A 14,265-nucleotide genomic window follows, 5' to 3' on the forward strand; every position below is an offset into this window, starting at 1 on the left:
TGCCGCGGGTGAACGCGTTCGCCCCCCAATCAGGATGAAAGCATGAGCTTTTACGACGACAGAGAATCCCGTGATCCGGCCGAGCGCGAACGCGAGTTGTGCGCCCGACTCCCCGCGCAGATTGCCCACGCCCAGGCCAATGCGCCGGCTTTCGCGCGCTTGCTGGAAGGGATTGATCCGGCCCAGGTGACCAGTCGCGAGGCGCTGTCCCGGCTGCCGGTGATCCGCAAGTACGAGCTGCTCGAGCAGCAGAAGCTGGCGCGTCCCTTCGGTGGCTTTGCGGCGGTGCGCTGGGGTGAAGCCTGCAGACGGGTGTTTGCCTCGCCGGGGCCGCTCTACGAACCGGAAGGTGCGCGCGCCGATTACTACCGGCTGGCGCGAGCGCTGTACGCGGCGGGCTTTCGTGCCGGCGATCTGGTGCACAACACCTTCTCCTATCATTTCACCCCGGCGGGGTCGATGATGGAAACCGCTGCGCATGCGCTCGGGTGCACGGTATTCCCGGCCGGGGTGGGTCAGACCGAGCTGCAACTCGGCGCGATCGCCGACCTGCAGCCCAATGCCTATGTGGGTACGCCATCCTTTCTGCGCATTCTGCTCGACAAGGCCGACGAGCTCGGGGTCACTCCCGCATTCACCAAGGCCTTTGTCTCCGGCGAGGCCTTCCCGCCGAGCGTGCGCGATGCCTTCGCTGCGCGCGGCATCCGCGCCAGTCAGGCCTATGCCACTGCCGACATCGGCCTGATCGCCTACGAGACGCCGGCGGGTGAAGGCATGGTGGTGGATGAGGACATCGTGCTCGAGATCGTTCGTCCCGGCACCGGTGATCCGGTCGCCCCGGGGGAGGTGGGCGAGGTGGTGGTGACGACGTTCAATCCGGACTATCCGCTGATCCGCTTCGGCACCGGCGACCTGTCGGCGATCCTGCCCGGGGCCTCGCCGTGCGGGCGCACCAATCTGCGCATCAAGGGCTGGATGGGGCGCGCCGATCAGACCACCAAGGTCAAGGGCATGTTCGTACACCCCGGTCAGGTCGCCGATGTCGTGCGTCGCCATCCGGAAATCGGGCGTAGCCGGCTGGTGGTGGACAATCCCGGTCTGGTCGACCGGATGACCCTGCACTGCGAGACCGGGAGCGGCACCGAGGGACTGGCGGGCGCGATCGCGGCCACGATCCGCGAGCTCACCAAGCTGCGTGCCGAGATCCGTTTCTGCCCGCCGGGCAGCCTCGCCAACGACGGCAGGATCATCGACGACATTCGCACGTACGATTAGTACTGCACTCCGGGTTGTGTGTGGGCAGTGTTCGGCCCGGCCTTGCCGGGCCGGTTTTTTCCGGCGTCTGCGCCACCGCCCGAGCGCTCACCCCGTGTCCAATCCGCCGAGTTCAGCCATGCAACCCAAACCGCTTTCCGGCCTGCGCATCCTCGATCTAACCCGCCTGCTGCCCGGGCCGCTGGCCACCCAGCACCTGGCGGACTACGGTGCCGAGGTGATCAAGATCGAAGATACCGGCGCGGGCGACTATGCCCGCAGCATGGGGGCGATGGCAGGCGATACGAGCTATTTCTACCAGGTGGTGAATCGCAACAAGAAGAGCCTGCGCCTCGACCTGAAGCATGCGGAGGGGCGTGCGCTCTTCCTGCGCCTGATCGAATCGGCCGATGCGGTGATCGAGGGCTTTCGCCCCGGCGTGATGGACAAGCTCGGGTTGGGCTACGCCGTGCTGGCGGGGATCAATCCGCGGCTGGTCGTGTGCAGCATCACCGGCTACGGCCAGACCGGACCCTACGCGCAGCGTGCGGGTCACGACATCAACTACATCGGCTATGCCGGCGTGCTCGACCAGATCGGTACCGCGGGCGGCGCGCCGGCGCTGCCCAATCTGCAGATCGGTGACCTGCTCGGCGGCACGATGGCGGCGGTGGTCGGCGTTCTGGTGGCCCTGTTCGAGGCGCGCGCCAGCGGACGGGGTCGCCATGTCGACGTGGCGATGACCGACGCTGCCCTTGCGCATGCCATTTTTCCGCTGGTCGAGGTGTTGGCACGCGGCGGCGTGCGCCCGCGCGGGGAGGATCTGCTGACAGGCGGGGTGCCCTGCTACGGCGTGTACGAAACCGCCGACGGCAGGCACATGGCGGTCGGGGCGCTGGAGGAGAAGTTCTGGTTCCTGCTGTGCGACACCCTCGGCTGCGCCGAGCTCAAGCCGGCACACCTCGACACCGGCGCCGCGGGCGCCCGCGCACGGGAGGCGCTGGTCACGATCTTTCGTCGCCATAGCCAGCACGAGTGGACCGCGCTTTTCGACCGCGTCGATTGCTGCGTGACCCCGGTGCTACGGCTGGAGGAGAGCCTGGAGAACCCGCAGCTGCTGGCGCGTGCCATGGTGCAGGAGGTCGGCGGCGTACGCCAGTTCGGCCCGCCGGTCCGGCTGTCGGGCTATACACCCGATGCCCCGACGCCGGCGCCGGCCGCCGGTGCGGACACGGACGAAGTGCTCGCCGCCCTGGGTGTCGACGCCGCCGAAATCAGGCGTCTGCACGCAATGGGGGTGATCTGACGCAAGGCAACCTGACGTAGCGGTCGCCGGGGCGAGGCCTATTTTTCCGTGCTCTTGCGCCTGGCGCGCGGCTTGGCGCTGGCAGCGGGTTTCGGCTTGGCCGGAGTGGGAGCGCTCTGCTCGGGGGTCATCATGTTCCATGGCCACATCTTTTCCGTGCTCTGATGGCCGGCGCGCGGCTTGCTGTCGGCGACGGGTTCCGGGGTGGCTGGAGCGGCCGGAGTGGCGCCGCCCTGGCCCGGGCTGATCATGTTCCATGGCCACATCGACGCTGCCGCTGCGAAGGGATTCGCTTCGCCGGTCTCGGCTTGGTCGCCGGTGTCGGTATTTTCACCGCTTTCCCGGATCTGCTGGCACATGGCGCTGACGGTGGCAATGGTTGCGCGCTGCATGTCCAGGCCCTGTATCGTCATCTGCAGCATGTTCAGGTTCATCTTGAGCCAGCCCTCGACCGCCTTCATGTCGGCAATGCGCTTGTCGAGTTCTTCCACATCCAGGGTCGGCGTCACCATGCCGGGCAGCGAAAAACCCATATTGCTCCACATCCCGCGAACGAAATCGAGCGGATCCTTGGCGGATTGATCGTTTGACACTGTCGTTCTCCCGGGTGGTTGTGTAGTGGCTTCATCTTAACCGAACCGTATGCCAAAGCACATTGCGCGCCGCAACACGCGTGCCGGGCTTCAGGGGGCATCGACCAGGCGGTGGATGAGCGCACGCAGGCGGGCGGGACGGACCGGCTTGTGCAGCAATGGCAGCCCGGCCTGCTGCGCAAGATTCAGGGTCTCGGCGCCGGTGTCTCCACTGATCAGGATCGCGGGCAGGATCGGGTCGAGATTGCCGCGTACCGCGTGGATGATGTCGATACCGTTGTGCGGACCGTGCATGCGGAAGTCGCTGATCAGCAGGCTGGGTTTGGCTCTGCTGAGGGCAATCATGTCGAGCAGGACCTCCGGCGATTCGGCCGACATCATCTCGCATCCCCACGAGCGCAGCAGACTCTCCATGCCGGAACGGGCCAGCGGGTCGTCATCGACCAGGGCGACGTGCAGGCCGTTGAGGTCGCCCGGTGGGCGCTCCGGCTCCAGCGTCCGCTCCGGGTGAGCGGCGGCGGCGGCCATGCCGATGGCGAAGACCGAGCCGCGTCCGGGTGCGGAACGCAATTCGAGCTGATGTCCGAGCAGGATGGCAAGACGACGCACGATCGCGAGCCCCAGCCCCAGCCCCTTGTCGCGGGCACGTTCGGCGTTGTCGAGCTGGATGAACTCCTGGAAGATGATTTCCTGCGACTCGGGGGGAATGCCGATCCCACTGTCGCGCACCTCGACCCTGAGCGTGCCACCCCGTTTCCGACACGCGATCAGGATACGTCCGGCGGTGGTATAGCGAATCGCATTGCTCACCAGATTGGTGACGATGCGCTCGAACAGCACCGGATCACTGTATGTCCAGCATGGGGTCGGGCGCACCCTGAGTTCGAGCTCGCGCTCTTCGGCCGCTGCGCGCTGTTCGGTGGCGATCCGTTCGAGGACCGGTTGCAGGGCGAAGGCGCGGGGGTTGGGGTGCAGGACGCCGGCATCGAGCTTGGAGATGTCGAGCAGGCTGTCGAGCAGATTGTCCATCGCCTCCGCCGCGGCGGCGATACGTTGCACCAGACGGCGGCTTTCCGGACTGTGCGCCTGCTGGGTGAGCTCCGAAATGAACAGGCCGAGCGCGTGCATCGGCTGGCGCAGGTCGTGACTGGCGGCCGCCAGAAAGCGCGATTTGGACAGATTGGCGCGTTCGGCCTCTTCCTTGCGCGCGCGCAGCTCCGCCGTCGCCTCCGCGATCTTGCGCACCATCTCCTCATGCGCACCGGCGAGCCGTTCGGCCATCTCGTTGACGCCGTCGGTCAGGGTCGCGAGGCTGCCACCACCGAGCATCGGCACACGTTCGTTGAGTTGTCCCTGACCGATGCGGGTCACGGTCTCTGCAACGACCCTGATCGGACCGCTGACCCCCCGGCTCAGTCGGGACGCGAGCAGCAGGGTGCCGATCAGCACCAGCAGCACCGAGCCCGCGCTGGTCCATAGCAATTCGTCCCGCTGACGCTGCAGGCGGCGCAACGACATTTCCACCACTACGCTGCCCAGCGGAGGCTCTTCGAGTTGGGCCGCCGCGCCCATGGTGATCGAGGTGAAGCCGTCATCGAGCTCCAGCCGGCTTGGGCGGATCGGTTCGATCAGGCGCAGGGTCGGACCCTGCACGAGCTGCATCGGGGTGGTGACGGCACTGGCCGGCAGCGGCGGCAGCATGCCGTCGAGCATGCCACTGCGGGCGAGCGTCTCGCCACGGTTGTCCACGATGCTGATGCCGGCGATGTCGTCCTCGGACAATACCGCGCTGGTGATCTGTCGCAGCGCGTCCCGATTGCCGGAGAACACCGCGTATTCACTGGCGGCCGCGAGTTGGCGGGCGACGGCGCGACCCCGTGCGCTCAGTGCATCGTCCAGATCGGCCAGTCGCGAGCGCGTGTAGGACACGGTCAGAACCAGTGCCAGCGCCAGCATCGGCAGCACGGCTGCCAGCATCACCCGCGAGCGGATCCCCCAGTTGCGGATCATGGCTTGCCATCCTCGTGGCTGATCAGCGCGGCAGTCAGGTTCTCGGCGCTATCGAGTTCGATGCCGAGCGAGCGGGCGACATTGGTATTGACCGCCACCTCGAACAGGCTGGGGGGCAGGACGGGAGGCAGGGGGCTGCCCCGCAGCGCCCGGATGGCGAGTTCGGAGGCCTGCTGGCCGATCTGGGCCGGGGTCGAGTACAGGCTCAGTAATGCGCCGGCGCGGACATAGGCCGCGGTAAAGCCGAGAACGGGCGAGCGGTTGCGGTAGGCGGTGAGCAGGACATTCTGGATGGTGAGGCTGCTGAAGATCTGTGCGTCGGGCGTCGCAATGAGAATGGCAGGCTCGGTGAGCACCTTCTGCAAGGCCGGATAGAGTTCGCGCTCGGAGCCGACCAGCGATTCGCGTACGTCGAACTGCCGTTCCCGCGCCGCGTCGGCGAGGCGACGGACGCGGGGGTCCGCGCCGTGGCCGGCGAGCAGGGCCACGCGGCGCCATTCGGGCAGGGCGAGACGCAGGAGGGCCATCTGGCGCTCGGCAGGCTGGTCGAGCAGGATGGCAGAGCCGCCATTCGCGCCCCCGGGCCCGGCGGGCAGATTGTGGTAGGTGGTGGCGGGTATCAGCGTATGGATCACCGGTCGGGGCGGCGCCAGGCTGGCCGTGATGCGCGCGGCCTGGGACCCCACGGTGACGATGACGCTGCTGGTCGCCAGCGCCTCCCTGGTCAGGTTCGACGAGTCCAGTTCGTGGATGCGCACCGTCGGCATCGCGAGCAGCAGCCCCGCGCGCAAGGCTGCCGCGGCCTCGGCCTGCGCGCCGTCGGTTGCGCTGGTGACGATCGCAACCTGGTCGTCGGTGCCGGCAGCGGCCTTGCCCAGCAGCAGGCACAGCATGAGCAGACAGTGACAGAGGAGACGCATGCGAGCCATGGCGCTCAGGAGTCCGCGCGGTGATCGACAATATGCTCGGACTCGAAGTTGCGCCGTACCGGCATCGTCCGGACCGCGTCGTCGGCCGGCATCCGCCAGGTCGTCGGCGGAAGGGTGTCGCGATCGTCTGCGTCCTGGCGCTCGCCATCCGCGGCCCATACGGGCATCATTGCGTGCGTCAACAAGCAACAAGGCGTGGTCGTACGGCGATGGGTGGTGTTTGGCAGGAAGTGAGTCACTCGGTAGGTCATGGACCCGCAATGGCACATGATGGATCGCCCCCCGATTCTGGCTGGTTTTTTGCCTGCCTGATAGAGGGTGCGAAAGGAAGTGCTAGCGCTCCGTGCTATGCTTCACGCATTTTGCGTCCGGGTGGAAGTTATAGTGGAGTCGGTTGTGATCAAGATTCTGATCGTTGAAGACCATGCCTTGGTGCGAGAGGCCATGGCGCATACGCTGGCACGACTCGACGACGGAGTGGAGTGCATCGAGGCCAAGGGCGCCGACGATGCGCTCGCCAAACTCGAAGCGTCGTCCGACTGGGATCTTGCCGTGATTGATCTGATGTTGCCCGACATGAACGGGTTCTCCCTGCTCGCCGTGCTGGCAAAGCGCTTCCCCGATGTGCCGGCGATCGTGGTGTCGGCGATGGATGACGATGCCTCGGTTCGACGCGCAATCAAGGGTGGCGCCTCCGGCTTCGTTTCCAAGTCCAGTTCGGGTGAAGAGATGCTGCAGGCGGTCAAGATCGTGCTCGAAGGTGGGGTGTCCACACCCGACACCAAGGACCGCGCACCGGGCCGTCGTTCCGGGGCTCCGGTGAGCGAGCGCTTCGGCCTGACTGCGGCCCAGACCCGTGTGCTGGAGCTGCTCGCCCAAGGCAAGACGAACCGCGAGATCGCCGATCTGCTTGGCTTGTCCGAAGGCACGGTCAAGGTACACATGTCCGCGATCTTCCGCGCAATGGGCGTTTCCAACCGATCGCAGGCGCTGGTCGTCATCTCCCGCCACGGCACTCGGCTCTGAGTTACTCCGGCAGTTAACCGGCCGCTGCGGGCTCCATCTGCATCCCGCGTCGTCGCGGCTCCGTCAGTGCGGTCGGCGCGAGGGTGGGTTGAAGCGTAGCGGCATTTCGGCTGGCGACAGGCGTTCGTCGCCGCCTATGGTCAGTCCGTGCGCAGCGCCAACGTCCGCGACATCGATTTCCAGCACTTCGAGCACCTGACGCCCGAACGCGCGACAGGCGTTCGCCAGTGGCGTGGGCAACTGCTCCGGCACCTGCCTTTGCAGCAGCAGCTTGGAGGCCGACAGCGCACCGACCGGGTTCAGGATACGGTGGCGATAGGCGCCCATCAGTTGGGCCACGTTGCGGTCGGCGGCGTCACGTTGCCAGGAGTTGCTCGGCCATTGCGAAGGCACCGCGTAGGCGCGCGGAAACATCTCGAGGTCGCGGACCACGGTACGGATGTCTTCGTGCGACTCGCGAAAGGGCAGCAGGACGATGTCCGACAGCGCATACAGCTTGCGATCCATCTCGGTGCGGTTGCCGCCGCCGTCGATGACGCCGATCCAGTCGTTGAGCGTGCGCAGCTTGTCGACGACCTTGGTCAGCGCGTCGCGGGTGCGGGCGTCGGCGGTGATGTAGCGCCGCCCGTCGGGCGAGAGCGGTTCGCGGGATACGTCGGTCAGCACGCAGGCGGAGCGATGTCCGAGCAGGCCGAGCCCCTGGCACAGCATGTGCGAGAGGGTGGTCTTGCCGGTGCCGCCCTTGTTGCCGATCACGCAGATGATCTCAGCCATGAATCCATTCCTCAGCTCGTGGCAAGGGTTGCCGTACGCTTGCATTATTGCGCCGGAGCAGGTGTCGGCAGACGCAGAAAAGGGCCGTTTCGTCGGCCTATTTCCGCGCTTGTGCGGGCGGAATGCGATACACCAGCAGGCGGGTGTGACGGCGGTCGTCGATGTCGATGATACGCTCCGGCTCGCGGCCGGGGATGGCGAAACTGTTGCTGACCAGCAGACTGCCCGGGGCCATTTCCTCCCGGGCCTTGTCCCATACCGCGGCCATCGGCACCGGCGACAGGAAGGCATAGACGATGTCGTAGCCGGCCCACGATGCGGTGAAGAAGTCGCCGCGGCGCCATTCGAGGCCGGGCAGTCCGCGACCGAGCAGCCACCCCAGCGCCCATGGGGCGGGGGCGGTTTCGATCCCGGCAAACCGACTGTCTGGGCGCAGGTGGGCGAGCATCCGGAGCAGCGAGCCGGTACCGGCACCAATGTCGAGCAAGCGTGCGGCCCGTGCCGCGGGCAGCAGCGCCGCCACTGCCGCGGCGGTCTTGCGGTTGGTCAGGTAGAGCGGGACCTGGGTGCGAAAGCTGCTCCAGTAGATCAGCGCGAGCGCCACGAAGGCGGCCAGGTACCAGCCGGGTGCGAGCCTGAGCTGCAGGGCGGTGATGGCAAGCGGGGTGAACAGGAGGTGGATCGGCAGCCACCAGCGTGCGCTGCGCAGTGCGGCGGCAGCCACGGTGGCGCCGACGGCCTGGGCGATCACCAGTGGCCACAGCCCGGCGGCGAGCAGTCCGCTGCGGCCGAGGAGGTAGGCGAGCAGCCAGCCGGCGAACTGGGCGAGAAGGGCTTTGAGGGCTGGGGGCATCGGGGCCGGGTCGATTGGGGCAGGGCGGATGATAGCCGGACGGCGGTGCGGGGTGGGGGCAGACGGCGCTGATCCGGGGCAGGGCTGGGGCGGGCAGACGTTCGCGGCCTTCGGCTTCCCGTTGCCTTCGGCCACGCGGCGGGGGTGGCGCAAACTCGGGCGCGGCGCGCCCTCAGACATGCGCCACCCTTTTCCGGCCGCCTGACCGAAGGCAACGGCGCTCTCGACAGCCCACTCCGGCCCTGCCCCGGCGCGCCGCCCGCCCCCACCCCGCGCCCTCAGGCTGCGCGCGTCGTCTGCTCGACCCGGCGCCAGCGTGCGAGCAGGGCGTCGCGCTGGCGTGCGGCCGCTTCCATGTTCTGCAGTTTCACATGGCCGAAGCCGCGGATGCCCTGCGGCAGTGCGGCGATGTCGACTGCCAGCGCCAGCCGGGTGTAGCTCAGGGTGGCAAGCAGCTCGGCGAGATCGCGTTCGTACTGGTCGATCAGGGCGCGCTCGGCGCGGCGCTCCGCGCTGCGGCCGAACACGTCCCAGCGCGTGCCGCGCAGGCCCTTGAGTCTTGCCAGCAGGCGGAACACCCGGCGCATGCCCGGCCCGAAGGCCTTCTTCGGGATGCGTCCGGTGGCCGGATCGAGGCGCGACACCAGCGGCGGCGCGAGGTGGAAGCGCACCTCGAAGTCGCCCTCGAAAGCAGCATCGACCTTGTCCCAGAAGGCCGGGTCGGTGTACAGCCGGGCCACCTCGTACTCGTCCTTGTAGGCGAGCAGTTTGAAGTAGTTGTGTGCCACGGTCTCCGTCAGCCGAATGCTGGCGCTGCCGACCCGGCTGGTCTCGGTCTCGCGCACGCGGGCGACCAGCTGTCGGTAACGTTCGGCGTAGGCCGCATCCTGGTAGGCGGTGAGGAACTCGACCCGGCGCGCGACCACCTCGTCCAGCGTCGGCGCCCGGATCGGGACGGCCTCAGCCGGCCGGGCGTAGCGCTCCACCGCGGCCAGGTCGTGGGCCGCGCGCCGACCCCACAGGAAGGCCTTGCGGTTCATGTCCAGGGCGACCCCGTTGAGCTCGATCGCCTGCATCAGTGCCCCGTGCGACACCGGCACCATGCCTTTCTGCCAGGCGTAGCCGAGCAGGAACAGGTTGGTCGCGATTGCATCGCCCATCAGCGCGGTGGCCAGGCCCTGGGCGTCGAGGAAGTCGGCGTGGCCGGGGCCGGTCGCCTCCTGTACGGCCGCCTGCATCTTGTCGAGCGGGAACTGCCAGTCCGGGTTGTGGGTGAACTCCGAGGTCGGCGTTTCGGCCACGTTGATCACCGCGCGGGTCTTGCCCGCGGCCATCTTGGCCAGGGCCTCGACGCTCGCGCTCACCACCACGTCGCCGCCGATCACGGCGTCGGCCTCGCCGGCGGCGATGCGCACTGCGTGCAGCTGTTCCGGCCGCTCGGCGAGGCGGATGTGGCTGAACACCGAGCCGCCCTTCTGCGCCAGGCCGGTCATGTCGAGCACGGTCACGCCCTTGCCGTCGAGGTGGGCGGCCATGCCGATCAGCGCACCGATGGTGACCACGCCGGTGCCGCCGACCCCGGTGACCATGATGCCGAAGGGGCGGGCGATATCCGGCAGCGCCGGCATCGGCAGGTCGGCAAAGTGCGATTCGTCCGCCTGCCGTGCGCTGCCCTTGCGCAGCCGGCCGCCCTCGATGGTGATGAAGCTGGGGCAGAAGCCGTTGAGGCAGGAGTAGTCCTTGTTGCATGAAGACTGGTCGATCGCGCGCTTGCGCCCGAACTCGGTCTCCACCGGCACGATGGACATGCAGTTCGACTGGACCCCGCAGTCGCCGCAGCCCTCGCACACCGCCTCGTTGATGAATACCCGGCGCGCCGGGTCGGGGAAGGTGCCGCGTTTGCGGCGCCGGCGCTTCTCGGCGGCGCAGGTCTGGTCGTAGATCAGTGCGGTGACGCCGCCCGAGGCCCGCAGCTCGCGCTGGATGCTGTCGAGTTCGTCGCGGTGGCGGATCGGCACGTGGGGGAGGTCGGACGGGCCATAGGCGCGCGCGGTGCCGTCGGTGACCACGACGATGTTGTGCACGCCCTCGGCCTGGATCTGGCGGACGATCAGCGGGACCGACAGCGCGCCGTCGTGCGGCTGGCCGCCGGTCATCGCCACCGCGTCGTTGTACAGGATCTTGTAGGTGATGTTCACCTTGGCCGCCACCGCCTGGCGGATGGCGAGCAGGCCGGAGTGGAAGTAGGTGCCGTCGCCGAGGTTGGCGAAGATGTGCGGCTCGCTGGTGAACGGTGCCTGGCCGACCCAGGGCACGCCCTCGCCGCCCATCTGGGTGAAGGTGCCGGTGCGCCGCTCGGGCATCCAGGTCGCCATGTAGTGGCAGCCGATGCCGGCCAGCGCGCGACTGCCCTCGGGCACGTTGGTGGAGGTGTTGTGCGGGCAGCCGGAGCAGAAGGTCGGTACCCTGTCGATCGCGAACACCCGTCCCGACAGCGCCTGTTCCTTGGCCTCGAGGAAGGCCAGCCGGGCCTGGATCCGATCCGAGGTGAAGAAGCGGCCGATGCGCGCCGCGATCACCCGCGCGATCATCGCCGGGGTGAGCTCGCCGGCCGCCGGCAGCAGCCAGTCGCCGTGATCGATGCTGCCGTCGGCGCGCAGCACGTGCGCCCACTCGCCCTTCTCGTCGAACTTGCCGACCACGCGCGGGCGCACATCCTCGCGCCAGTTGTAGAGCTCCTCCTTCAACTGGTATTCGAGCAGCTGGCGCTTTTCCTCGATCACCAGGATCTCGTCCAGTCCCGCGGCGAACTGGCGCACGCCGTCGGCCTCCAGCGGCCACACCATGCCGACCTTGTACAAGCGGATGCCGATCTCGGCGGCAAGCGCCTCGTCGATGCCGAGATCGTCGAGGGCCTGGCGCACGTCGAGGTAGCTCTTGCCACAGGTGATGATGCCCAGCCGCGGCTGCGGAGAGTCGATGATCACGCGGTTCAGTCCGTTGGCGCGCGCGTAGGCGAGCGCCGCATACAGCTTGAAGTGCAGCAAACGCTTTTCCTGCACCAGCGGCGGGTCGGGCCAGCGGATGTTGAGGCCGTCGGCGGGCAGGGCGAAATCGGTGGGGATCGCGACCTGCACCCGCCGCGGGTCGACATCGACCGAGGCCGAGGTTTCCACCGTGTCGGCGAGCGCCTTGAACGCCACCCAGCAACCGGAGTAGCGCGACAGCGCATAGCCATGCACGCCGAAGTCGATGTACTCCTGCACCCCGGCGGGCGTGAGCACCGGCATCATCATCGACTTGAAGAAGTGGTCGGTCTGGTGCGGCAGCGTCGACGACTTGGCCGCGTGGTCGTCGCCGGCGATCACCAGCACGCCGCCGTGTTTCGAGCTGCCGGCGGCGTTGGCGTGTCGGAACACGTCGCCGCTGCGGTCCACCCCGGGCCCCTTGCCGTACCACATCGCGAACACGCCGTCGTATTTCGCCTGCGGCGACAGATTGACCTGTTGCGAGCCCCACACTGCGGTGGCGGCGAGGTCTTCGTTGATCCCGGGCTGGAACACGATGTCGTGACTGGCGAGATGCGGCTTCGCCTTCCACAGCGTCTGATCGAGCCCGCCCAGCGGTGAGCCGCGATAGCCGGACACGAAGCCCGCGGTGTTGAGCCCGGCGTCGCGGTCGCGCTCCTTCTGGATCATCAGCAGACGTACCAGTGCCTGGTAGCCGGTCAGATAGACGCGGCCGGACACGAGGGTGTACTTGTCTTCGAGGCTGGGCACCGCAAGGGGCACCCGCGGGTCGGCTTCCGCCATGGGACTCTCCTGCCAAAAATCGTGTTCTTGGAGTCTTGCGCGTGGCCTCGAGCCCGCCTCGTGAGCGGGGTGCCGAAGCTGGCAAGCAGGTTAGCCGCGTGGAGCGGGCGGCACCATCCTTGGATACCCTAAGCGGCCGAAGGTTGCGGGCGGCCGCCAATGGCGCCCGTCCCCAGGGGCTCAGCCCGGCGGCAGGATCTTGCCCGGATTGAGCAGATTGTCCGGGTCGAGCGCGCGCTTGATCATGCGCATCGCGTCGATCGCCGGGGCGCCGTGCTCCGCGAGCAAAAAGGCCTGCTTGCCGATGCCGATACCGTGTTCGCCGGTGCAGGTGCCGCCGAGCGCGAGCGCGCGGTGCACGATACGGTGGTTCAGCTCCTCGGCGCGGGCGATCTCGTCCGCGCTGTCCGGATCGACCAGGATGATGGTGTGGAAGTTGCCGTCGCCGACGTGGCCGACGATGGGGGCGATGAAGCCCGAGGCCTCGATGTCGTCGCGCACGCCGGCCACGCATTCGGCCAGCTTCGAGATCGGCACGCAGACGTCGGTGGTCACCCCACGGCTCCCGGGGCGCAGGTTGAGGCTGGCGAAGTACACGTCGTGGCGTGCGGCCCACAGCTTGCTGCGGTCTTCCGGCCGGCTCGCCCATTCGAAGTCGAGACCGCCGTGCTCACGGGCGATCTCCTGGACGGTCTGCGCCTGTTCCTCGACGCTGGCCGGCGAGCCGTGGAACTCGAAGAACAGCATCGGCGATTCGTGCAACATGGTCTTGCTGTAACGGTTGATCGCCTGCACGGTGAGGGCGTCGACCAGTTCGATGCGCGCCACCGGGATGCCGAGCTGGATGGTCTGGATCACCGTATTGACCGCGCTGACCACATCGGGAAAGGCGCAGGTGGCCGCCGACACCGCCTCGGGGAGCGGGTGCAGGCGCACGATGAGTTCGGTGATGATGGCCAGGGTGCCTTCCGAGCCCACCAGCAGGTGGGTGAGGTCGTAGCCCGCCGAGGACTTGCGCGCCTTGCCGCCGGTGCGGATCACGCGGCCGTCGGCCATCACCGCGGTGAGGCCGAGCACGTTTTCGCGCATGGTGCCGTAGCGCACGGCATTGGTGCCCGAGGCACGGGTGGCGGCCATGCCGCCGAGGCTGGCGTCGGCGCCGGGGTCGATCGGGAAGAACAGCCCGCTGCCATGCAGTTCGGCATTGAGCTGCTTGCGGGTGACGCCGGGCTGGACGACGACGTTCATGTCCTCGGCGTTGATCGCGAGCACCCGCTTCATCTCCGAGAAGTCGATGCTGATCCCGCCGTGGATGGCAAGGATATGCCCTTCGAGCGAGCTGCCGACGCCGTACGGAATGATCGGTACGCCGTGCTCGCGGCAGGCTTCGACGATGGCGACGACCTCGTCGGTGTCGTGCGCGAAGACCACGGCATCGGGGAGTGCGTCGGGGAAGTGCGATTCGTCGTGGCCGTGGTGGGCGCACACCCCTGCGGAGGTGGAGAAACGGCTGCCGAAGCGGGCGGCGAGGGCGTCGATGAAAGCTTGCGGGAGCGGCTTGCGGAGGGGGTCGGAAGCGTTCATGTCGGGCCTCGGTCTGGGGACTGTCGCCAATTATCGTCGCTTGTGGGCTGCGGAGGGAATCGGGAGCCTTCCTGCAGCGGGGTCGCCCGTCCGGGCATCGTGGTCGGGCCTGCACCGGGTGCGC

The 14,265-nt window shown here is 67.9% G+C and carries 10 protein-coding genes and 1 pseudogene; 3 read left to right on the forward strand and 8 right to left on the reverse strand.

Annotated elements, in window-relative coordinates; translation table 11 throughout:
• Positions 1-42 precede the first annotated feature (42 nt).
• Positions 43-1,275 (forward strand): phenylacetate--CoA ligase family protein, encoded by a 1,233-nt coding sequence (locus tag AC3A35_RS23490; RefSeq protein WP_487438923.1) that lies wholly within the window; start codon positions 43-45, stop codon positions 1,273-1,275.
• 118 nt (positions 1,276-1,393) lie between these two features.
• The gene (locus AC3A35_RS23495) at positions 1,394-2,560 is read left to right on the forward strand and encodes a CaiB/BaiF CoA transferase family protein (protein ID WP_487438925.1); all 1,167 of its coding nucleotides are present in this window, start codon (positions 1,394-1,396) and stop codon (positions 2,558-2,560) included.
• A gap of 188 nt (positions 2,561-2,748) precedes the next feature.
• On the opposite strand, the pseudogene AC3A35_RS23500 reads toward AC3A35_RS23495, so the two are convergent.
• The 4 genes and pseudogenes from AC3A35_RS23500 to AC3A35_RS23515 all read right to left on the reverse strand — a co-directional run.
• Positions 2,749-3,153: pseudogene (locus tag AC3A35_RS23500) on the reverse strand (PhaM family polyhydroxyalkanoate granule multifunctional regulatory protein); the annotation flags it as partial.
• Positions 3,154-3,243: 90 nt separating this feature from the next.
• Positions 3,244-5,163, reverse strand: coding sequence for an ATP-binding protein (locus tag AC3A35_RS23505; protein WP_487438927.1), 1,920 nt, complete (start codon positions 5,161-5,163; stop codon positions 3,244-3,246).
• Positions 5,160-6,092 carry an ABC transporter substrate-binding protein gene (locus AC3A35_RS23510; protein WP_487438929.1) on the reverse strand — a complete coding sequence of 311 codons (933 nt, stop codon included), beginning with the start codon at positions 6,090-6,092 and terminating at the stop codon, positions 5,160-5,162. The genes AC3A35_RS23505 and AC3A35_RS23510 overlap by 4 nt, the downstream gene beginning before the upstream one ends.
• 5 nt (positions 6,093-6,097) lie before the next feature.
• Positions 6,098-6,262 (reverse strand): hypothetical protein, encoded by a 165-nt coding sequence (locus tag AC3A35_RS23515; RefSeq protein WP_487438930.1) that lies wholly within the window; start codon positions 6,260-6,262, stop codon positions 6,098-6,100.
• Positions 6,263-6,488: 226 nt separating this feature from the next.
• Here AC3A35_RS23515 and AC3A35_RS23520 point away from each other — a divergent pair, with 226 nt between their 5' ends.
• Positions 6,489-7,118: a response regulator transcription factor gene (locus AC3A35_RS23520; RefSeq protein ID WP_487438932.1), complete on the forward strand. Its 630-nt coding sequence runs from the start codon at positions 6,489-6,491 to the stop codon at positions 7,116-7,118.
• A 63-nt stretch (positions 7,119-7,181) separates the two neighbouring features.
• Here the strand turns inward: AC3A35_RS23520 and AC3A35_RS23525 are convergent, their stop codons facing one another.
• The 4 genes from AC3A35_RS23525 to AC3A35_RS23540 form a co-directional block, all read right to left on the reverse strand.
• Entirely contained in the window at positions 7,182-7,892 is a 711-nt protein-coding gene (locus AC3A35_RS23525) for a nucleotide-binding protein (protein WP_487438934.1), read from the reverse strand.
• Between the two features lie 97 nt (positions 7,893-7,989).
• Positions 7,990-8,745 (reverse strand): class I SAM-dependent methyltransferase, encoded by a 756-nt coding sequence (locus tag AC3A35_RS23530; protein WP_487438935.1) that lies wholly within the window; start codon positions 8,743-8,745, stop codon positions 7,990-7,992.
• A 278-nt stretch (positions 8,746-9,023) separates the two neighbouring features.
• Positions 9,024-12,557 carry an indolepyruvate ferredoxin oxidoreductase family protein gene (locus tag AC3A35_RS23535; RefSeq protein ID WP_487438936.1) on the reverse strand — a complete coding sequence of 1,178 codons (3,534 nt, stop codon included), beginning with the start codon at positions 12,555-12,557 and terminating at the stop codon, positions 9,024-9,026.
• A gap of 180 nt (positions 12,558-12,737) precedes the next feature.
• Complete coding sequence (locus tag AC3A35_RS23540; protein WP_487438937.1) at positions 12,738-14,141, reverse strand: FAD-binding oxidoreductase; 1,404 nt, start codon at positions 14,139-14,141, stop codon at positions 12,738-12,740.
• Between the last annotated feature and the right edge of the window lie 124 nt (positions 14,142-14,265).

This window comes from Azoarcus sp. Soil_N_20, from assembly GCF_057656155.1.

What these genes read in the sequence shown, in the direction of transcription:
- AC3A35_RS23525 (WP_487438934.1), bottom strand. Translation starts at nt 7,892, where the DNA reads ATGGCTGAGATCATCTGCGTGATCGGCAACAAGGGCGGCACCGGCAAG.
- AC3A35_RS23515 (WP_487438930.1), bottom strand. Translation starts at nt 6,262, where the DNA reads ATGATGCCCGTATGGGCCGCGGATGGCGAGCGCCAGGACGCAGACGAT.
- AC3A35_RS23530 (WP_487438935.1), bottom strand. Translation starts at nt 8,745, where the DNA reads ATGCCCCCAGCCCTCAAAGCCCTTCTCGCCCAGTTCGCCGGCTGGCTG.
- AC3A35_RS23490 (WP_487438923.1), top strand. Translation starts at nt 43, where the DNA reads ATGAGCTTTTACGACGACAGAGAATCCCGTGATCCGGCCGAGCGCGAA.
- AC3A35_RS23535 (WP_487438936.1), bottom strand. Translation starts at nt 12,557, where the DNA reads ATGGCGGAAGCCGACCCGCGGGTGCCCCTTGCGGTGCCCAGCCTCGAA.
- AC3A35_RS23540 (WP_487438937.1), bottom strand. Translation starts at nt 14,141, where the DNA reads ATGAACGCTTCCGACCCCCTCCGCAAGCCGCTCCCGCAAGCTTTCATC.
- AC3A35_RS23510 (WP_487438929.1), bottom strand. Translation starts at nt 6,092, where the DNA reads ATGGCTCGCATGCGTCTCCTCTGTCACTGTCTGCTCATGCTGTGCCTG.
- AC3A35_RS23505 (WP_487438927.1), bottom strand. Translation starts at nt 5,163, where the DNA reads ATGATCCGCAACTGGGGGATCCGCTCGCGGGTGATGCTGGCAGCCGTG.
- AC3A35_RS23495 (WP_487438925.1), top strand. Translation starts at nt 1,394, where the DNA reads ATGCAACCCAAACCGCTTTCCGGCCTGCGCATCCTCGATCTAACCCGC.